General features: G+C 66.4%; 17 protein-coding genes and 1 tRNA gene. 9 read left to right on the top strand and 9 right to left on the bottom strand.

Going from position 1 to position 20197, the window contains the following annotated elements:
* The first annotated feature begins 38 nt into the window (after nucleotides 1-38).
* From AC1MEM_RS19220 to AC1MEM_RS19235, 4 genes are all read left to right on the top strand, one after another.
* On the top strand, nucleotides 39-440 hold the full coding sequence (locus tag AC1MEM_RS19220; protein ID WP_499473208.1) for a hypothetical protein: 402 nt from the start codon (nucleotides 39-41) through the stop codon (nucleotides 438-440).
* A 69-nt stretch (nucleotides 441-509) separates the two neighbouring features.
* Nucleotides 510-992 (top strand): hypothetical protein, encoded by a 483-nt coding sequence (locus AC1MEM_RS19225; protein ID WP_499473210.1) that lies wholly within the window; start codon nucleotides 510-512, stop codon nucleotides 990-992.
* Nucleotides 989-2389, top strand: coding sequence for a TolC family protein (locus AC1MEM_RS19230; RefSeq protein ID WP_499473212.1), 1401 nt, complete (start codon nucleotides 989-991; stop codon nucleotides 2387-2389). Before AC1MEM_RS19225 ends, AC1MEM_RS19230 begins: the two co-directional genes overlap by 4 nt.
* Nucleotides 2386-3756 carry a multicopper oxidase family protein gene (locus AC1MEM_RS19235; RefSeq protein ID WP_499473214.1) on the top strand — a complete coding sequence of 457 codons (1371 nt, stop codon included), beginning with the start codon at nucleotides 2386-2388 and terminating at the stop codon, nucleotides 3754-3756. The genes AC1MEM_RS19230 and AC1MEM_RS19235 overlap by 4 nt, the downstream gene beginning before the upstream one ends.
* A 212-nt stretch (nucleotides 3757-3968) precedes the next feature.
* Here AC1MEM_RS19235 and AC1MEM_RS19240 read toward each other — a convergent pair whose 3' ends face one another.
* Nucleotides 3969-6449, bottom strand: a complete 2481-nt coding sequence (locus AC1MEM_RS19240; protein WP_499473216.1) for a heavy metal translocating P-type ATPase — start codon at nucleotides 6447-6449, stop codon at nucleotides 3969-3971.
* A gap of 168 nt (nucleotides 6450-6617) precedes the next feature.
* Between AC1MEM_RS19240 and AC1MEM_RS19245 the strand changes: the two genes are divergently transcribed.
* A complete protein-coding gene (locus AC1MEM_RS19245) occupies nucleotides 6618-8135 on the top strand; it encodes an aryl-sulfate sulfotransferase (RefSeq protein WP_499473218.1) in 1518 nt (505 codons plus the stop codon).
* On the opposite strand, the gene tssG is transcribed toward AC1MEM_RS19245, so the two are convergent.
* Both tssG and tssF read right to left on the bottom strand, forming a co-directional pair.
* Nucleotides 8092-9270 (bottom strand): type VI secretion system baseplate subunit TssG, encoded by a 1179-nt coding sequence (tssG, locus tag AC1MEM_RS19250; protein ID WP_499473220.1) that lies wholly within the window; start codon nucleotides 9268-9270, stop codon nucleotides 8092-8094. The two genes, AC1MEM_RS19245 and tssG, sit on opposite strands and share 44 nt — an antisense overlap.
* Nucleotides 9219-11069, bottom strand: coding sequence for a type VI secretion system baseplate subunit TssF (gene tssF, locus AC1MEM_RS19255; RefSeq protein ID WP_499473222.1), 1851 nt, complete (start codon nucleotides 11067-11069; stop codon nucleotides 9219-9221). Before tssF ends, tssG begins: the two co-directional genes overlap by 52 nt.
* Before the next feature lie 221 nt (nucleotides 11070-11290).
* On the opposite strand from tssF, the gene AC1MEM_RS19260 reads away from it, so the two are divergent.
* On the top strand, nucleotides 11291-11737 hold the full coding sequence (locus AC1MEM_RS19260) for a hypothetical protein (protein ID WP_499473224.1): 447 nt from the start codon (nucleotides 11291-11293) through the stop codon (nucleotides 11735-11737).
* Between the two features lie 89 nt (nucleotides 11738-11826).
* Here AC1MEM_RS19260 and AC1MEM_RS19265 read toward each other — a convergent pair.
* The 6 genes from AC1MEM_RS19265 to cysS all read right to left on the bottom strand — a co-directional run bounded on the left by AC1MEM_RS19265 (nucleotide 11827) and on the right by cysS (nucleotide 17965).
* A tRNA-Ser gene (locus AC1MEM_RS19265) sits at nucleotides 11827-11919 on the bottom strand.
* A gap of 96 nt (nucleotides 11920-12015) precedes the next feature.
* Nucleotides 12016-13263, bottom strand: coding sequence for an aspartate kinase (locus AC1MEM_RS19270; protein ID WP_499473226.1), 1248 nt, complete (start codon nucleotides 13261-13263; stop codon nucleotides 12016-12018).
* A gap of 136 nt (nucleotides 13264-13399) precedes the next feature.
* Entirely contained in the window at nucleotides 13400-14818 is a 1419-nt protein-coding gene (gene tilS / locus AC1MEM_RS19275; protein WP_499473228.1) for a tRNA lysidine(34) synthetase TilS, read from the bottom strand.
* A gap of 10 nt (nucleotides 14819-14828) precedes the next feature.
* Nucleotides 14829-15806: an acetyl-CoA carboxylase carboxyltransferase subunit alpha gene (locus AC1MEM_RS19280; protein WP_499473230.1), complete on the bottom strand. Its 978-nt coding sequence runs from the start codon at nucleotides 15804-15806 to the stop codon at nucleotides 14829-14831.
* A 69-nt stretch (nucleotides 15807-15875) separates the two neighbouring features.
* The gene (locus AC1MEM_RS19285) at nucleotides 15876-16571 is read right to left on the bottom strand and encodes a DNA-3-methyladenine glycosylase family protein (protein ID WP_499477697.1); all 696 of its coding nucleotides are present in this window, start codon (nucleotides 16569-16571) and stop codon (nucleotides 15876-15878) included.
* Nucleotides 16571-17965, bottom strand: a complete 1395-nt coding sequence (gene cysS, locus AC1MEM_RS19290) for a cysteine--tRNA ligase (RefSeq protein ID WP_499473232.1) — start codon at nucleotides 17963-17965, stop codon at nucleotides 16571-16573. Before cysS ends, AC1MEM_RS19285 begins: the two co-directional genes overlap by 1 nt.
* Nucleotides 17966-18235: 270 nt before the next feature.
* Between cysS and AC1MEM_RS19295 the strand changes: the two genes are divergently transcribed.
* Genes AC1MEM_RS19295 through AC1MEM_RS19305 form a run of 3 tightly spaced genes read left to right on the top strand, consistent with a single transcriptional unit; the run spans nucleotide 18236 to nucleotide 20197 of the window.
* Nucleotides 18236-18847 (top strand): peptidylprolyl isomerase, encoded by a 612-nt coding sequence (locus AC1MEM_RS19295; protein WP_499473233.1) that lies wholly within the window; start codon nucleotides 18236-18238, stop codon nucleotides 18845-18847.
* Between the two features lie 40 nt (nucleotides 18848-18887).
* Nucleotides 18888-19379 carry a peptidylprolyl isomerase gene (locus tag AC1MEM_RS19300; protein ID WP_499473235.1) on the top strand — a complete coding sequence of 164 codons (492 nt, stop codon included), beginning with the start codon at nucleotides 18888-18890 and terminating at the stop codon, nucleotides 19377-19379.
* 53 nt (nucleotides 19380-19432) lie between these two features.
* Nucleotides 19433-20197, top strand: coding sequence for a UDP-2,3-diacylglucosamine diphosphatase (locus AC1MEM_RS19305; protein ID WP_499473237.1), 765 nt, complete (start codon nucleotides 19433-19435; stop codon nucleotides 20195-20197).

Genomic DNA, 20197 nt, shown 5'->3' on the forward strand with positions numbered 1-20197 from the left:
ACTGCGGCACCGCCGAGACAGCGTGCTAGAATATTTTCGTGAACACTCTCCTGCGCTCGCTGATCGTCTGGCTCCTGATGCTGGCCCTGCCTTACCAGGGCGTGGCAGCAGCGGCCATGGCCGCGTGCGCGCCGGCGATGCCGATGACCGCCCCAATACCGCACCGCGCCCACACTGCGCAGCAGCCGCCCTGCCATGAAACGGCCGCAGTAGCGCCATCCGGCGGCAAGCAGCAAAAGCAGGAAAAGCAGGCGCACCCTGGCTGGACCAAGTGCGCGCACTGCGCGGCCTGCGGCATCGGCGTCGCGGTCCTGCCGGCCGGTTTCCCGCCGCTCGCGGTCCACGCGCCGCCGGTCGCCTCCCACCCTGCCGCCGACGGCCATCTGCCATCGGTTGATCTCGCCCAGCCGGAACGACCTCCGCGCCCCCGCCTCGCCTGATTCGTGTCCCGCCGCGCCCGTGCGCGGTCCCGCAGGACGTTTCAATTCACGTTTTCATTCGAGGATGTCATGACCTTCGCCATCACGCTTTCCCGCGTGGCCGCGCTATGCCTGCTGGCCGGCGCCGCCCACGCGACTCCTGTTCCCGTTTCTGGCGCCGCCGACGCCGGCGTCCCGGTGCCACCGACCGTCTATACGCCGGCCGCCCGCTACCAGCCTGCCGCACCCGACGCCGCCAGCCCCGACCGCGCCTGGCGCGAACAGAACCGCATCGTCGCCGCCCAGAATTCGATGATGCTGACCATGGGCGGACCGGCCCATGGCGCCGACCCGCATGCCGGACATGCCGGCCATGCCCCCACCGCTGCCGCCGATCCCCATGCCGGCCATGCGATGGCGCAAGCCGGCAAGATGTCCGTCACCGCCAGGCCCTGCTGCCCCGGCGAGGGCTGCTGCTGCCAGGACAGCGCCGCGGCACCGCAATCCTGTGCCCCCGCCAGGGCCACCGAAGCCGCCCGGTCCGGCAGCCACCAGCACGGGGACCACCCGTGAGGGCGCGCCCGCTTCCCCGGCGCGCCGGCGCGGCCGCCCTGCTTGCCCTGGTGGCCGGTTGCGCCGGCGTCACGCCGGACGGCGGCTTCGATGCCGTGGCCCGGCGCGCGCACGAACGAGGCGGTCTCGAGCCGCGCATCGTCCTGGACGAGGCCGATGCACGCGCGGTCGCCGAGGCCACGCGCGCGCTGCTGGCCAAACCGCTCGACATGGACGCCGCGGTGCGGATCGCGCTGCTCAACAACCCCAGCCTGCAGGCGAGCTACTGGAACGTCGGTATCGCCCAGGCCGACCTGGCCCAGGCCGCACGCCTGCAAAATCCGGCGTTCGGCTTCAAGCGCATGGCGGGCGGAGGCGATGTCGAGATCGAGCGCTCGTTTACCTTCAGCCTGGTGCAGGCGCTGACGCTGCCGCTGGCGCGGCGCCTCGAGGGCGCGCGCTTCGAACAGGTCAAACTTGCCGTGGGCGCCGAGATCGAGCGCCATGCGGTCGAGACGCGCCGCGCCTGGATCGACGCGGTGAGCGCGCGCCAGTCGCTCGACTATGCGCGCCGCGTGAACGCCGCAGCCGAAGCCAGCGCCGAACTGATGGGACGCATGGCCAGGTCCGGAAATGCCGCCAAACTCGACCTGGCACGCGAACAGGCCTTCCACGCGGAAGCCTTTGCCGGCGTCGCGCGCGCCGACCGGCAAGCGGTGACGGCGCGCGAGCGCCTGGTCCGGCTGCTTGGCCTGTGGGGCCAGGACAGTGCGTTCACCCTGCCCGAGCGCCTCCCGGACCTGCCGGCGGCGCCGGCGCAGATAGCCGGCCTGGAACAGCGCGCGCTCGAGCATCGCCTCGACGTCGCCGCGGCGCGCCAGGATAGCGCGGCCCTTGCGTCCAGCCTGGGCCTGACCCGTGCCACGCGTTTCATCAACGTGTTCGAACTGGGCGCCGTGCGCAAGAGCGAGACCGGCATGCCGGCCGCGCGCGGCTACGAGGTGGCGATCGAACTGCCGCTGTTCGACTGGGGCCAGGCACGCAGCGCGCGTGCCGAAGCGCTGTACATGCAGTCGCTGCGGCGCGTGGCGGAAACGGCGGTCAACGCGCGCAGCCAGGCGCGCGAGCGCTACCTCGGCTACCGCGCGGCCTGGGACCTCGCACGCCACTACCGCGACGAGGTGCTGCCCTTGCGCAAACGGATCTCGAACGAGGTCCTGCTGCGCTACAACGGCATGCTGGCCAGCAGCTTCGACCTGCTGTCCGACGCGCGCGAGCAGGCCGGCGCCGTCAACGCCAGCATCGACGCCCTCAAGGAATTCTGGAGCGCCCACGTCGACCTCGAGGAAGCCCTCGGCGGCCCGGTCGCCCACGGCGCGCAGCCGGCGCCGCTACAGCACAAGGAACAAGCACAATGACTACACGCCGCACATTTTTGAGCGGGACCGGCATCGCCATGGTCGGCGCCTCGCTCGTCAGCAAGGCCGGGGCGGCAACGCTGCCGGAAGCCCCAAGCCAGTCTTCTGGCACCACGTCGGCGCCGCTGGCGCCCCCGAACGGCCGCCCCTACAACCCGGTCGTCACCCTCAACGGCTGGACCCTGCCCTGGCGCATGAAGGACGGCGTCAAGGAATTCCACCTGGTGGCCGAACCGGTCGTGCGCGAACTCGCGCCCGGCATGCAGGCCAACCTGTGGGGCTACAACGGCCAGAGTCCGGGGCCGACGATCGAGGTGGTCGAAGGCGACCGGGTGCGCATCTTCGTGACCAACAAGCTGCCCGAGCACACCAGCATCCACTGGCATGGCCAGGTCCTGCCCTGCGGGATGGACGGCGTTACCGGCCTGACGCAACCTGGCATCGCGCCCGGCAAAACCTTCGTCTACGAATTCGTGGCGCGCCATGCCGGCACCTTCATGTACCACCCGCACGCCGACGAGATGCAGCAGATGGCGATGGGCATGATGGGCTCCTGGGTGACGCACCCAAAGGACCTCCGCCAGCACGCGGTGGACCGGGATTACGTGCTGCTGCTCGGCGCCTACGATATCGAACCGGGCAGCTATACCCCGCGCACCAACACGATGCTCGACTTTAATTTGTGGACCTTCAACAGCCGCGTCTTCCCGGGCATCGACCCGATGGTGGCGCGCCTCGGGGACCGGGTCCGCATCCGGGTCGGCAATCTCACCATGACGAACCACCCGGTCCACCTGCATGGGCACCGCTTCGAAGTGGCCGGCACCGACGGCGGCTGGGTGCGTCCCGAGGCGCGCTGGCCGGAAGTGAGCGTCGACATCGCCGTGGGCCAGATGCGCGCCATCGAATTCGTGGCCGACAATCCGGGCGACTGGGCCTTCCACTGCCACAAGTCGCACCACACGATGAACGCGATGGCCCATGACTTGCCGAACCTGGTCGGCGTCGACCACCGGGGGGTGGCGAAAAAGATCAACGACCTGATCCCGGGCTACATGGTCATGGGCGAGAAAGGCGGCTCGATGGGCGACATGAAGATGCCGCTGCCGGAAAACACGCTGCCGATGATGGACGGACGCGGCCCCTTCGGCAATCTCGAGATGGGCGGGATGTTCACGACGCTGAAGGTACGCGCAGGATTGGGGAGGAACGACTACCGCGATCCGGGCTGGTACCAGCACCCGGCGGGCACCGTCGCGCGCGAGTGGACCGGCGAATTGCCGGCCGCGCCGCAGGCGCCCGGCAGCGCCGCAGCGCCGGCGGGGGAAACGGTCACCGTACGCAAGCCAAGCACGCACAGTCACTGATCGTAGGGTGGACGGCTCCACCCAGGATCGTGATCTCACGCGGTCCTGGCGCCGTCCACGCGTTCAACCGCTGTCGCTGCACGACGACTCTGCGGTGCGTTGAACGCGTGGACGGCGCCGAGGCCGCGTTTTTGCGTGCGTCAGGGTAGAGCCGTCCACCCTACGATTCGCAATGGTGGGGCACACGGAGCATCCGCCCCGTGAAGGCCGATTTACGCCGCCGAACGCGCCGTCACCGGATAGCCGGCTTCATCGATTGCAGCAGCGATCCGCTCCAGTTCGGCCTTGCTGTCGATACGCACCTTCTTGCTCGCCAGGTCGATGTCGACCTTTGCGTTTTCGTCCAGTCCCTGCACCGTTTTCGTCACGCGGCCCACGCAGTGGCCGCAGCTCATGCCTTCCACAGTCAATTCATACATCGTGTTTTCTCCAGTCGATTGAGGTGCCGCTAATGTTACGCCGGTGCCGGCGCTTGAGGAATCGTTTGCCCCCGGCCGCCAGCCACGCAGCAGCAGCGCATTGGCCACCACGCTCACCGAACTGAGCGCCATCGCGGCCCCCGCCAGCATCGGGTTGAGCAGGCCAAACGCGGCCAGCGGGATGCCGACCAGGTTATAAATGAAGGCCCAGCCCAGGTTCTGGCGGATCTTGCGCCAGGTGCGCTGCGAAACGTCGATGGCCTCGGCCACCAGGCGCGGGTCGCCACGCATCAGGGTGATGCCGGCCGTGTGCATGGCCACATCGGTGCCGCCAGCCATCGCGATGCCGACGTCCGCGGCCGCCAGCGCGGGCGCGTCGTTGATGCCGTCGCCGACCATCGCCACCGTGCCGCCTGCCGCGATGGCCGCGCGTACCGCAGCGGCCTTCTCGTCCGGCAGCACCTGGGCCGTGTAGCGCTCGATCCCGAGCGCCGCGGCGACCACCCGCGCCGCGCCGGCATTGTCGCCCGTGAGCATCAGCGGCGTCACGCCCATGGCCTTCAGGCGGGCGACGGCCTCCACGGCGCCCTCCTTGACCCGGTCGCCAAAGGCGAGCAGGCCGAGTGCCTCGACCGCGCCCGGCCCCCCTGTCGGATGGCGCGCCAGCCACGATACCGTGCGGCCGTCGGCCTCGTGGCGCTGCGCCGCCGCGCGCAAGGCTTCCATGCCGGCGCCCAGTTCCTCCATCAGGCGCGCGTTGCCCAGCCAGACGGTCGTGCCGTCGACCTCGGCCTGCACCCCGCGTCCAGGCAAGGCGCGCGCCGCGCCGGCCGCCGGGACCGGCAGGCCCTGTTCCTGCGCCCAGGCGGCCACCGCATGCGCCAGCGGGTGTTCGCTGTGCTGCTGCACGGCGCCGGCCAGGGTGGCAACGAGCCGCACATCGCTGCCCTCCACCGCGACGACCCGCGGCCGGCCCTCGGTCAGGGTGCCGGTCTTGTCGAAGACGACGGTATCGATTGCATGCGCCCGCTCGAGCGCTTCGGCGTCGCGGATCAGGATGCCGTGGCGGGCGGCGGCGCCGGTGCCGACCATGATCGCCGTCGGCGTCGCCAGCCCGAGCGCGCAGGGACAGGCGATCACCTGCACCGCCACCGCGTTGAGCAGCGCCGCCTGCCAGTCGCCCGTTGCCAGTCCCCAGCCGAGCAGGGTCACCAGCGACACCAGCAGCACGACCGGCACGAAGACGGCGCTGACGCGGTCGACCAGGCGCTGCACCGGCGCCTTGACCGCTTGCGCATCCTCGACCTGGCGGATGATTTTCGAGAGCATGGTCTCGGCCCCGACCGCCGTTACCTCGACCAGCAGCAGGCCCTCGCCATTCACGGCGCCGCCCGTCACGCGCGCCCCCGGCCCTTTCGCCAGCGGCAGGCTTTCGCCGGTCAGGAGCGACTCGTCCAGGTGGCTACGGCCCTCGATTACCCGCCCGTCGGCCGCCACGCGGGCGCCGGGACGCACCACCAGCAGGTCGCCCACCCGCAGCGCGTCGAGGGGGATCGCGCGGTCGGCGCCGGCGCGCCGTACGATGGCCTCGCTCGCGCGCAGTGCCTCGAGCGCACGGATGGCCTCGACCGTCTGACCCTTCGCGCGCGCCTCCAGCCACTTGCCGAGCAGGACCAGGGTAATCACCGTCGCCGACGATTCGAAGTACAGGTGCGCGGCGCCATGCGGGCCCCCTTGCGCCAGCAGCCAGACCGACAGGCCGTAGGCGGCGCTGGTGCCAATCGCGACCAGCAAATCCATGTTGCCGCTGCCCGCGCGTAGCGCTTTCCAGCCGGCCCGGTAAAAGCGCGCGCCCAGCCAGAACTGCACGGGCGTGGCCAGCAGCCATTGCACGGCGCCCGGCAGCGACCAGTCGCGTCCGCTTAATTGGCCGAACAAATGGCCGAGCATCGGCGCCAGCAAGGGCGCCGTCAACAGGGCCGCCACCAGCAGCGGCCACCAGGCCGGCGCCGCGCGTTTCGTTACGGCCGGCCTGGCGGCCGACGTAATGTCCGCCTCGTACCCGGCCTTGCGCACGGCCGCGACGACCGCCTCGGGCGCCGCCCCACCCCGCACGCTGGCGCGCTCGGTGGCCAGGTTGACGCCTGCATCCAACACTCCGGGCACGCTGCGTATCGCTTTCTCCACACGCGCGACGCAGGAGGCACATGTCATACCGGAAATATCAAAGCTGACGACGGTGGTCTTGGCAAGCTGATCGATGTTGTTGTCCATGGTGTCCATTCCTTTCGATTCATCGAGCATATGCCTTCCCACCGTGGGAAGGTCAAGCCCTGATGACGACTCCTTGATCCCGTCCTCGACCGGGCGGCGGCGGATGAACTTCGCGCCGCGTTCCATATCGAAGGGTTAACTCGTCGGTTTCCCTCACTGGAGAATGCATTGAAAATTTTATTCCGTAATTCCATGGTGCTGACCGCCTGCCTGCTGGCGGCAGCGTGCAGCCGGCTCGCCGAAGAAAACGCAACCCAGGCCGACTCGGCCCACGTGACGGTCGTCGAGCAGTCTCCAGGGCCCACCCCCTTCATCATGAACCTTGCGCTCGGGCTCGAGGACTTTTCAAATCTCGACGGCGTTTCCTTCACCATCGCCGCCAAGCCGGGCACGTTCTCGAAACCGGTCTCGGTCAACTACACCCGGGCCTGGCTCGAACGCACCGGCGCCTGGCACGCGGCCGACAAGCGCCTGGCCTTCGCCGTCTTCGGCCTGTACGCCAATTTCCAGAACAGCGTCACCTTGACCATGCGCTTTCGCGATGCGACAACCCATGTCGAGCGCCTGACGGTCGCGACGCCCGCCTATACCGGTCCCGCCGCCGCCTACAACGCGCCGGAGGTGCGGACCGCCCGCACGGCGGCGGTGTCGCCCGGCTTCGACTACATGATGCTCCAGAACGGCGTTTCCTCGCCGGCGGTGCTCGATACCGACGGCAACCTGCGCTGGGTCGCCAGCGCGCCGGTGGATTCGTACTCGTCGCTGTTCAACGAGGACGCCTTTTTCGTCGGCAGCCAGTCGACGCCCGATCTCTACCGCGTCGAGTTCAACGGCACCCTGGGCGCGCGTCCACTGGCCTCGACCCGCTACACCAACTTCCACCACGACTTCGTGCGCGGCAAGACCGGCTTCCTGGCCGAACTCGACGCGCTCGAAGGCGGCGTGCCCCGGATCGAGTCGATCCTCGCCGAAATCAGCCCGACGGGCGAAGTGATCAAGGAATGGGACATGGCGGCGATCTTCCGCGCCGTCATGCAAGCCGCCGGCGACGATCCATCGAGCTTCGTGCGCGACGGGGGCGACTGGTTCCACATGAATTCCGCCGTCTATGTCGCGGCCGACGATTCGCTGCTGATCTCGAGCCGCGAGAACTTCGTCGTCAAGATCGACTACGCGACCGGTCGTATCAAATGGCTGCTGGGCGACACCACCAAGCACTGGTATGCCGACTACCCGTCGCTGCGCGCGCTCGCCCTCAAGCTCAAGTCCGGCAAAACGCCGATCGGGCAGCATTCATTGTCGATGGCGTCCAACGGCGACCTGATGCTCTTCAATAACGGATTGGGCAGCCTCAACCAGCCTGCCGGCACCTCCCCCGGCGTCAGCCGCGACTACAGCACGCCGTCGCGCTATGTCATCGACGAAAGCACCCGCACCGCCGTCGAAACCTGGACCTACTCGCCGACGCCGGCCATCTTCTCGGACATCTGCTCGAGTGTTTACGAAGGAGGGGCAGCGAACCACTACCTCATCACGTATTCGGCGGCGGCCGCGCGAACGAGGACCCAGCTCGTCGCGCTCGACAGCGGCGGCAAGGTTGCGTTCAGCTACGCGTATCCGTCCACTGGCTGCGCCGTCGCGTTCAACGGCAAGGCGATCGACTTCTCCGACCTGACGCTGAAGTAGGAGGCAAGGAGGCGGCGCCTGCACTGCCGGAGCGGCCCCCACCGATAAAGCCGAGCGCGGCCATCGGCGCGACCAGGTAGCGCATGTCGGTGCGGTCCAGCTGTGCGGCGGCGCTGACGAGAAAGCTGTCGCGTCCCAGGCGCGCCGGTTTGGATGCCAGCCCGGCCAGCTGGACCGGGCGGACTTCATCGGCGCGCAGGATGAGCTGCACTTCGAAGCCGACTGTCGGTTCCGCGAACCTGGCCAGGATCGCGCGCAATGCAGCGCTGCCCGCGCCGCTGGGCAGGAGCCAGGCAAACGCAGCCGCACCGAGCGGACCGATGCGCAGGCGGGCGCGCAGGTCCGGCCGCCAGCTGCGCTCGCCCAGCAGCACGTTGTCGCCAAGCTCGGCATTGACGCCCAGCGCGGCCTGTTCGCCGGGCTGCAAGCGGTCCCAGTAGCCGACCGCTTCTTCGATCTCCACGGCAACCTCGAAAAAATCGGCCAGCACGCGCGCCAGTACAAGGCTCGATCGCGGCCGCTGGTGCAACAGGCCGGCGAAATGTGCGATCAGGCCATCGGGCACCGCCTGCACCGCCTGCAGCGCCTGCTCCTGCTCCTGCGCCTGCGTCCTGGGGCCCGGCGGGCAGCCGGCCAGTGCCAGCAGCAGCGGCTGGAACCGGTCCCGCCCCCCTCTCTGCGCGGCCGCCATGTGCTCGACTCGGCTCTTTTGCCATGCCCGGTAGAACAGCGCCAGCATGCGGTTCGACAGCAGGTCGAGGAAGGCGCGCGGCGCGCCGTCATCGCGCCCGCCTTGCCAGGCAGCGATGCGTTCGGTGACATGGGCGGGCAGCGCCCCGTGCACGCCGAGCAGTCCCATGAAGCCCGGCGTGATCGTGAATCGGCTGCGCTCGCCATCGGCGTCCTCGAACGCCGACGCCGTGCGCGCGATGGCCTCGATCTCGGACGAAGGAAAACCCAGCTGCAGGCTGTTCTCGAATCGCAGGCAGTCGCGCAAGCCCTGCTCGCGCGACACGCCCCGTTCTTCCAGCCAGGCCAGCAGGATCGAGACCGCCTGCACGAACTCGAATTTCTGCGGCGCCGCTAGCAGCCGGTCGATGACGCTCTGAGTTTCTCGGCGGTGCGTGGGGCGCATACAAGCATCTCCTCTCCGGTCTGGTGCGAGACGATCTCGAGCCGGGTGAAGCAGTTGAGCTGGCTGTTCAGGGAAAAATAGCGGTCCATCACCTGCGCGAACACGTACAGCGAACTGCCTGCAAAGGCCTGCTCGTCGACCGTCATGCGGATGCCCACGCCCGGCATCAGCGACGACACGGGCCGCGTCCTGAGCCAGGCGCGCAGGGTGCCATGCTCGAGGCCGACGATGCCCGCGATCTGGCGCCGCGCAATCGGCGAACGCGGCAGGTCGTAGAGGGCGAGCATCTTCTGCAGGTCCGGCAGGTCCGCCGTCGTCAGCCCCGCATAGTCCAGCGACAGGTGCGAGATCAGGCGCCAGTGGGCGCCGTCGCCAACCGGAAAACGCCAGCTCGGCGTCGGCTTGCGCAGCAGGCTGAAGGGAGCGGCGCCGCCGGACGATTCGGCCAGCAGGTCGCCCTCTGGCTGGCCGATGCGCAGCTGGGTCGGGAGGTCGCGGTTCGAGCAGGTCAGCTCGGTCGAGATCGTGGCGCTGGAGGCCTCATCCGGCGTGAAGCCCGGGTCGACCAGCGCCAGTTTCAGTTCGTGCCCGGGACTGATCCGGGCCAGCGTTTCGTCGCGGCGCGCCACCCAGAAATGTCCGGGCGCGCCGTTGCCGTCGTGGCGCACCGCATACAACGGGGAGAATTCGGTCACGCTGGCATGGCCGCGCGCTTCCCGCACGACGCAGACCTTGTCGATGCTGTGGATCTCGAAAGCAGACGCATGGGCGCCATCGGCCGCCAGCCGGTACTCCGCGCCGGTATGCGACAGCTGGACCGGGTCGCCGGCCTTGCGAAACAGGTTCACCACCGGCGTGCAGCCAGGCAGCAGGTGACGCGCCGCCAACTGCGCCAGCACGCGCGCGGCGTCGCCCTCCCCCGCCATCCCGGTCAATCCGACGTGCAGCGTGAAGCGCTCGCACCCGGCCGGCAGGCAGCGCGCGATGTCGCCCAGGTCGATATCGATGAAGTTGAATTTTTCCGGATAGGTGAAATACTCGGTGAGCAGCCGGAAGGCCGGATGCGAGCGCGCCGGCGCCGGCAGCAGCGCCTCGTCCTCGGCGAGGCCGGCCAGGCCCAGCGGTACGGCATCGAGCGGCAGCCACTGCCCGGCGCCCTCGGCCTGGACCCAGGCGCCGCGTGCACGCATGAACAGCGCATCGATCAGGGCCGCGCGCAGCGCAGGCTCGCCGTCGACGAACACGCGCACCCGGCCCAGCCCCCGTCGGCAGAGCTCAAGCAGCGAACCTTTCAGCGCAAGCCCGATCGCGAGACCGGCCGTCACGCCGCGGGGCAGCCGGGCCGCGCGCGGCGCATCGATGGGAAGCGAAAAGGCTGCATGGTCGATGCGCAGCGGCCCGGCCAGCACCGGATAGACGGTACGGAACTGGCAGACCGTGCCGGCGACGGGGCTGCTGCGCAGGGGCGTGCCGCGTGGGATGCTGGTGAATTCGCCGACGTCGCGGCCCGTTTGTGCGATGCGCGCCACAGAATACGAGGGCAGTGGCCGCAGGTAATGCGGATACAGGCTCTCGAGCAGGGACTCGGTGAATTTCGGATGGTCGTCGTCGAGGCGCTTGTGGATCCGCGCGCTCAACAGCGCGACCGACTGGATCAGGCGCGCGACGCTCGGATCCTCGTAGTTCTCGCCGGTGAGGTGCAAGTCGCCCGCGGGCTTCGGAAACCGGCTGCGGAACTCGCGGGCATACTGCCCGAACAGCCCCAACTCCTCCTCGAAATACCGTAGCAGCTCATCCATACGTTCTCCGTGCTCGCTGGAAACAACCATGCTCCCATTGCGTTGCCCCTGCGACTTTGACTGGGGATAAGAAGCGATTGCGCCTCGAACGACAGCGCGTACCTGATCGGGCGTTCGGATTGGGACAACAAACTGACATACGTTGTTTTGATTCACCTCAAGGTTTATAACGGTAGTCGATGCACACTGGCCGGGATGAACCCGCGCACGCGCAGCCTCCGATGCCTCCGCTCTTCCTTTCCCCTTCCCACACAGCCGTCGCCGCGCTGCGCCACGCGCGCAAGCTCCTGTTTGTCCGCATCCACCAGCATGCATCCATGGCCGATGCCGAGTTCAGCGCCGGGTTCGAGGCGATCGTCGCCGCGATCGAAGCCGACCTGGCGCACGAAGAAACCGTCATGGAAACGCTGGCCTTTGACGGCCTGCACGAACGCCTGGCGGAGAATGCCCTGCTGCTGGCCTCGCTGCACCGGATCGTCACGGAGGTCGAGGCGGGCGACGCGGCGCTCGGCCGCGCTGGCCTCTCTGCCGCGGCCGACCTGCTCTCGCTGCACCGGCTGACGACCGACCTGGCGCTGGTGCTGGCGCGGCCGGCGAATCCGGGCCCGAATCACCCGCACTTGCCGCGGGCCGGGAAGGCTGTCTCGGGGCGCAGGCGCAAACCGTGACGGGCGGAGCGATCAGGTGGAAGGCCGGTGTGCGGGTTCAGGAACGCAGAAAAGAAAAAGCCACCTCGCGGTGGCTTTTTTCTTGAATCTGGCGGAGACGGTGGGATTCGAACCCACGATACAGGTATAAGCCGTATGCATCCTTAGCAGGGATGTGCCTTCGGCCACTCGGCCACGTCTCCAATCAACTCCAGCAAGTTTCGCTAGCGCTGAGTGCAAGCATCTTAATGGCCGGTGCCCGTTTGGTCAAGGCGGCGCGGCCAAAAATATGGAAAAAGTTAAGCTTTTTCCAAGTCAAAAGCTTTATGGAGGGCACGGACGGCGAGCTCCATGTACTTCTCGTCGATCAGGACCGAAATCTTGATTTCGGAGGTCGAGATCATCATGATGTTGATGCCCTCTTCGGCCAGGGTGCGGAACATCTGCGAGGCAACGCCAACGTGGCTGCGCATGCCCACGCCGACTGCCGACACCTTCGATACCTTGGCGTCGCCCACGAGGCGGGTAAAGCCGAGCTCGTCGCGCTGGCTTTCCAGCACCGCCATGGCGCGCTGGTAATCGCCGCGCGAAACGGTGAAGGTGAAATCAGTCTTGCCGTCCACCGACTGGTTCTGGATGATCATGTCCACTTCGATATTGGCGTCCGAGATCGGACCCAGGATGTGGAAGGCGACGCCCGGCTTGTCCGGCACGCCGAGGACGGTAATCTTGGCTTCATCACGGGTGAATGCGATACCGGAGATGACGGCTTGTTCCATGTTGGTTTCTTCCTCAAACGAAATCAGGGTGCCGGAGTTGGCTTCTTGCGCCAATGGCATCAGGGGGTCGGTCAGCGACGACAGCACGCGTGTCGGCACCTGGTAATTGCCTGCGAATTCGACCGAGCGCGTCTGCAGCACTTTCGAGCCGAGCGAGGCCAGTTCCAGCATTTCTTCGAACGTAATCTTATCCAGGCGGCGCGCTTCATCGACGACGCGCGGATCGGTCGTGTAGACGCCGTCGACGTCGGTATAGATCAGGCATTCGTCGGCCTTCAGCGCCGCGGCGATCGCCACGGCCGAGGTGTCCGAACCGCCGCGTCCCAGCGTCGAGATGTTGCCTTCCTCGTCCATGCCCTGGAAACCGGTGATGATGACGATCTTACCCGCGTCAAGATCGGCGCGCACGCGCGTGTCGTCGATCGACTGGATACGCGCCTTGGTGAACGCGGAATCGGTGCGGATGCCGGCTTGCCAGCCGGTGTAGGAGACGGCGTCCTTGCCGATGGCCAGCAGGGCCATCGCCAGCAGGCCGACCGAGACCTGCTCGCCGGTGGAGGCGATCATGTCCAGTTCGCGCGGATCCGGTTGCGCCATGATTTCCTTGGCGAGGCCGATCAGGCGGTTGGTCTCGCCCGACATCGCGGACGGCACCACGACGATCTGGTAGCCGGCGTCGTGCCACTTGGCGACACGTGCCGCGACGTTCTTGATGCGGTCCGTCGAGCCCATCGACGTACCACCGTATTTGTGGACAATTAATGCCATAACAGGAAGCTTCCCAGCGTGGTGAGGGTGAAAAGGGAACACCTACTCTAGCATGTTGCAGTGCAAGGTCGCAATGAGGGGAAGTCCGAAAAGCTATACGAAAAGAAAATAAAGTAATACGCTTTTCGCATAGAAACTAATCGAGCTTCGCCTCCCAGCGCAAGGCGACGGGCTCGGCGCATTCCACGCCGAAGTGATGGCAGTCCATGCCGAGGCCGGCCGCGAACAGCAGGTCGCGCCCGCTGCTGACGATCGGCAGGCGCGTACGCTCCCAGGCGGGGATGTCGGCTGCCTGGTAGTGCGCCTTGAGGGCGCGCGTCGGCCGGTTATGGGCCAGTTTCAGGCGCTCGCCTCCCTTGCGGAAGTCGATGACGAGGGCTCGTTCGCGCAGCCAGGCAGGATCGAAACCGATCGTCGCAGGCGCGAAGTGCAACACGCCGCCGTAGGCCGGAAAAGCCAGTTGCGCCTCTCCCTGCCAGCGGAAGGACTCGCCCTCTTTTTCGATGACGCCCTCATCGTCGGGGTCGCGCATCCCGGCGAGGTCGGCCAGCTTCGGGGTGATGTACAGGCGGTCGCGGTGGCGCCGGAGGTGGCAGGCCGGGTGCGTCACCAGCAGCTGGGCGTCGTGCCTGGCCTCGATCAATTGCGCCACCAGCTCCGTCAGCCAGGCGGTCGACGGCATCGCCAGGCCCTGCCCTGCGAACCAGTGGCGCAGCAGGTTGTAGACGCGGTCCAGGCTCATGCTGCGCAGGCGCGCGACATCGATGGCGCCGTCGATCACGCTCGCTGCAAGGTCGGCCTCGGCCAGTTCCGTCAGCAGGCGCTGCGCCGACTGGGCGTGCGCGGCGCTGCGCGCGAAACGCTGCTGGAAGCCGGGAAAGGCAGCGGCCAGCGCCGGCATCACCTGGTGGCGCAGGGCATTGCGGGCGTAACGGGTATCGAGGTTCGATTCGTCCTCGACCCAGGCGAGCCCGGCCTCGGCCGCATAGGCGTCCAGTTCGGCGCGTGCCAGCGGCAGCAGCGGGCGCGCCATCACGAGGTCCGGATTGCCGAGCAGTTCGGGCGCGGCGTTGGCGGCGTCCATGCCGGACAAGCCGGCCGTGCCTGAGCCGCGCAGCAATTGCAGCAGCACGGTTTCGGCCTGGTCGTCCAGGTGGTGGGCGGTCAGCAGCAGCGTGGCGCCGTGCGCGCGGCACATGTCGCCCAGCGCGCGGTAACGCAGCTTGCGCGCGGCCGCTTCGGTTCCGGCACCGGCGGCGTCGACCTGGACGTGGCGCACATCGAAACCGAGGCCAAGCGCGGCCGCACGGGCCTCGACATGGCGCTGCCATGCGTCGGCATGCGGGCTGAGCCCGTGATGCACGTGGAAAACGAGGAGCGTGTGCCCGTGCGCGTGGCACCAGGCCGATGCCAGTTGCAGCAGGACCATCGAATCCAGGCCGCCGCTGCAGGCAATTGCTATCGTGGAGGGAGAAACCGGGGTACGCAGCGCAAGGAGTGAATCCAGGGCGCGTGCGAAAGTGGCCGGGACGGACCCGGCTAGCGGACTACTCACTGATCAAAACTCACTCGTCAAGCGGCGTCATTTCCTTGAACTTACCGTAAGCCATCAGTTTCGCGTGACGGGCTTCGAGCAGGTCCTTGGTCTTCATGCCCTGGAACTGGCGCAGGGTGTCGGCCAGCGCGCGCTTGAGCATTTGTGCCATGCTCTTCGGGTCGCGGTGGGCGCCGCCCAGCGGCTCGGTGACGATCTTGTCGATCACGCCCATCGCTTTCAGGCGGTGCGCGGTCAGGCCCAGCGCGTCGGCGGCATCGGCCGCGCGCTCCGAGGTCTTCCACAGGATCGAGGCGCAGCCTTCCGGCGAAATCACGGAATACGTCGCGTACTGCAGCATCAGCACGGCGTCGCCGACGGCAATGGCCAGCGCGCCGCCGGAACCGCCTTCACCGATGATGGTGGCGATCAGCGGCACTTTCAGCTCGGCCATGACGTACAGGTTGTGGCCGATCGCTTCGGACTGGCCGCGCTCTTCGGCATCGATGCCGGGGAAGGCGCCCGGCGTATCGACAAAGGTGAAGATCGGCAGGTTGAACTTCTCGGCGACCTTCATCAGGCGCATCGCCTTGCGGTAGCCTTCCGGCCGCGGCATGCCGAAGTTGCGCATCGCGCGCTCTTTCGTATCGCGGCCCTTCTGGTGGCCGATGACCATGCAGGCCTGGCCGTTGAAGCGCGCGAGGCCGCCGACGATCGACTGGTCGTCGGCGAAGCTACGGTCGCCGCGCAGTTCGTGGAAGTCGGTAAAGATCGCGTTCACGTAGTCCATCGTGTACGGACGCTGCGGGTGGCGCGCGATCTGCGACACTTGCCAGGGGGTGAGCTTGGCGTAGATGTCCTTGGTGAGCTGCTGGCTCTTCTTGTCGAGGCGGTCGATCTCTTCCGAGATGTCGACGGCGGAATCGTCCTGGACGAAACGCAGCTCTTCGATCTTCGAATCGAGCTCGGCAATAGGCTGCTCGAAACTGAGGAAAGTTGTTTTAGTCATTGTACCTCCGGGGTTGTTCTCTGGCCGCGGGCGCCGGGCGGCCACACGGCACGATGTGGCAATTCGGCGCTATTCTACCGTACCGGAGGCCGCTGCGGACGCCAAACCTGAGGCTGCGCTGGAGTCGAGGCTGCGCCACAAATACCAGGTGGCGACGGTGCGCCAGGGTTCCCAGTTCGCCGCGACCTCGCGCGCATCGCTGCGCGACACCGGTTCGCCGGAGAAATAGTTCTGGCTGATGCCCTGGATCAGGCCGGCGTCGTCGAGCGGCAGGACGTTCGGACGCAGCAGGTTAAAGATCAGGAACATCTCGGCCGTCCAGCGGGTGATGCCGCGGATTTGCACCAGCTCGGCAATGACCGCCTCGTCGTCCATTTCAGACCAGAGGTTGGTGTGCACGCGCTTGGCCTTGAAATGGTCGGCCAGGTCGAGGATGTATTCGGTCTTGCGCTTGGACAGGCCGCAGGCGGACAACTGCTCGGCGCCGAGCTTGATGACCTGGCTCGGGGCCAGTTTCGGGCAGCACTGGCCGAGCCTGGCCCAGGCGGCGTCGGCTGCTTTCGGCGTGACCTGCTGGCCGACGATCGAGCGCGCCAGCGTCGTGAACGGGTCGGGGTGGCCCTTCAGGTGCATGTCGCCGAATTGCGGGATGAGGCGCTTCATGATGCGGTCGCGCTTCATCAGCTCGGCTTTCGCCTCGGCCCAGTACGGGGGCACCTCGAGTTCCGGCGCGCCGCCAGCGCCGTTGTCCTTTTCTGCTGCCATCATGCGCGACGCCAGTTCGTCGTCCCGTCCGGCTTGTCTTCGAGGACGATCCCGGCGGCAACCAGCTCGGCGCGGATGCCGTCGGCTTCCGCAAAATTGCGCGCCTTCTTGGCGGCGGCGCGGGCGGCGATCAGGTCGGCGATTTCTGCTTCGCCAAGGCCGCCCTCCCCGCTACCGGCGCGCAGGAATTCCTGCGGCGCACGCTGCAGCAGGCCCAGCACGCCTCCCAAGGCTTTCAGCTGGCGCGCCGCCGGCACCGACTTGGTGCGATTGACTTCGCTTGCCAGGTCGAACAGCTCGGCCACGGCCAGCGGCGTATTGAAGTCGTCATCCATTGCCTCGCGGAAACGCCGGGCACGGGCTTCATCCCAGTCGACGGCCGGGGTGTCCTCACCCAGGTCGACATCCGCCAGCGCCGTGTACAGGCGCGTCAGTGCGCCCTTGGCGTCGTCGATGTGGACGTCGGAATAGTTCAGCGGGCTGCGGTAATGGGCGCGCGCGATGAAGAAGCGGATCACTTCGGCATCGTATTTCTTGAGGACGTCGCGGATCGTGAAGAAATTGCCCAGGGATTTGGACATCTTCTCGTTATCGACGCGCACGAACCCATTGTGGATCCAGTAATTGACCATCGGCCCGCCAAAAGCGCCCTCGCTCTGGGCAATCTCGTTTTCGTGGTGCGGGAATTGCAGGTCCTGGCCGCCGCCGTGGATGTCGAAGTGTTCGCCCAGCAGTGCGCAGCTCATGGCCGAGCACTCGATGTGCCAGCCCGGGCGGCCGCGGCCCCATTTCGAATCCCACTTCGCTTCGGCGGGTTCCGATTCCTTGGCCGCTTTCCAGAGGACGAAGTCGAGCGGATCGCGCTTTCCGGTATTGACGTCGACGCGTTCGCCGGCGCGCAGGTCGTCGAGCGACTTGCCCGACAGCTTGCCGTAGCCTTCGAAACTGCGTACCGCGTAGTTGACGTCGCCATCCTCGCTCTTGTAGGCCAGGCCTTTTTCCTCGAGTTTTTCGATGATCGACAGCATGCCCGGCACGTGTTCGGTGGCACGCGGAACGAAGCTCGCCGGCAGCAGGTTCAGCGCGGCGAAGTCTTCATCCATGTAGGCGGTGAAACGCGTGACGAGCGAGGACAGCGTTTCGCCGTTCTCGACCGCACGCTTGATGATCTTGTCGTCGATGTCCGTGATGTTGCGCACGTACTTGACTTCATATCCCGATTCCATGAGCCAGCGATAGATGACGTCGAAGGCCATCATCATGCGCGCGTGGCCGACGTGGCAGTAGTCATAGACGGTCATGCCGCAGACATACATGCCGACCTTGCCGGCCTCGATCGGAACGAATACCTGTTTCTCGCGCGCCAGCGTGTTGTAGATCTTTAATTGGCTCATTGGTGGTGATGATTCGAGAGGGGATCGGAAGCCCGGAACAATACGAATTCCGGGCACATTTCGCCAAAGGCGCATGCCGGATTCAATCTTTGCTACGGGACCGTCAACCCTCTTTGTTGTTCTTGGATACTAAGTTCTTTTGATAGAATGGGGACGTTCTGCGCAAAGTATAGCATTGATAAAATCCCGACTGGCCGCATATGGTTCAGGTTTATTTTTCTGTAAAAGACTTGACAGGGCTTTGCGCCACGTCCACCGAGGAGACGCTCCATGCACGCACAAAAACAATCCCGCCGCGCACTTTTTGCCCGCCTGGCCGGCGCCGCGCTGGCCCTCGGCCTGGCCGGCAGCGTCCTTGCCGCCGACAATCCCCAGGTCTCGCTGAAGACCACGCTGGGCGAGATCGTGGTCGAGCTCGACGCGCAGAACGCGCCGAAGAGTACCGCGAATTTCCTGCAATACGTGAAATCGGGCTTTTATAAAGATACGGTGTTTCACCGCGTGATCGACGGCTTCATGATCCAGGCCGGCGGTTATACCGAGAAACTGGTCGACAAGCCTGGCGTGCGCAAGCCGATCCCGAGCGAGTCGAAGAACGGCCTCTCGAACAAGCCCTACACGCTGGCCATGGCGCGGACCGACAACCCGAACTCGGCCACCTCGCAATTCTTTATCAACGTCAACGACAATGCCGGCCTCGATTACCCGGGCCAGGATGGCTACGGCTATACCGTGTTCGGCCACGTGGTGAAGGGGCAGGAGACGGTCGACAAGATCAAGGGCGTGATGGTGGACGACATGCGCGGCATGCAGAACGTGCCGGTCACGCCGATCGTGATCCGCTCCGCAACCGTGCTGTCATCCGATAAGCTTGTAAAATAACGTTCTTGCTACCTCTTTCAACAATAGAACAGGACTTTCCATGACCTCCGTACTGCTGACCACCAACAAGGGCAACATCACCATCGAACTCGACGCCGAGAAAGCGCCGAAGACGGTTGCCAACTTCCTGGACTACGTGAACAAGGGTCACTTCAGCAACACCATCTTCCACCGCGTGATCAAGGACTTCATGATCCAGGGCGGCGGTTTCGAACCGGGCATGAAGCAGAAAGCCACCGACGCGACCGTCGAGAACGAAGGCAAGAACGGCCTCAAGAACGACAAGTACACCGTCGCCATGGCGCGCACCTCGGCGCCGCATTCGGCATCGGCCCAGTTCTTCATCAACACGAAGAACAACGACTTCCTGAACTACCCGGGCCAGGATGGCTGGGGCTACGCCGTCTTCGGCAAGGTCACCGCCGGTACCGACATCGTCGACGAACTGAACAAGGTCGCGACTTCGCGTTCGGGCATGCACGCCGACGTGCCGGTCGAGCCGATCATCATCGAAAAAGCCGAAGTCATTTAATTAGTAGTCGTTAGCAGCACCCTCAACACCCTCGCGCGGGAGCCCGTATTTCCATGTCCACTCCCGCGCGCACGGCCGCGCTCTTCATTTCCGACCTGCACCTGCAGGAATCCCATCCGCACACGGCCGATGCCTTCTTCCGCTTCCTTGAAGACCATGCGGCGCATGCGCGGCAGCTCTATCTCCTGGGCGACATCTTTGAATACTGGGCCGGCGACGACGACCTCGAGACGCCCTTCCACGCACGCGTGATCGCGGCCTTGCGGCGCCTTGCGGATGCCGGAGTCGAACTGTTCTGGATGGCGGGTAACCGCGACTTTTTGGTTGGCGATGGTTTCGCCGAAGCGGCCGGCCTGCGCCTGCTGGAAGAACCGCACGTGGCCACGATCGGCGGCCAACGCATTGCGCTCGTGCACGGCGACGCCGAATGCACGCTGGATAGTAAATATATGGAATTTCGCGCAATGGTGCGCGACAAGCATTGGCAGGCGCAGTTCCTGGCCATGCCGCTGGCCCAGCGCAAGGCGATCATCGCCGGCCTGCGCGAAGGCAGCCGCGAGGCGCATACGACCAAGTCCTACGAGATCATGGATGTCACCCCAGGCGCCATCGACGCTGTGTTCGAGGCCACCGGTGCCGATGTACTGATCCACGGCCACACCCACCGTCCTGCCTTGCACCTGCACGGCGGCAAGCGCCGCTATGTCCTGCCCGACTGGGAACTCGATCTCCAGCCGCCGCGCGGCGGCTGGATCGCCGTCGATGACCATGGCTCGCTAACGCGGCATGGCATCGACGGCTTGCCCGTCCTGCCCTGA

The sequence above is a fragment of the Telluria sp. AIW5 genome, assembly GCF_056680575.1.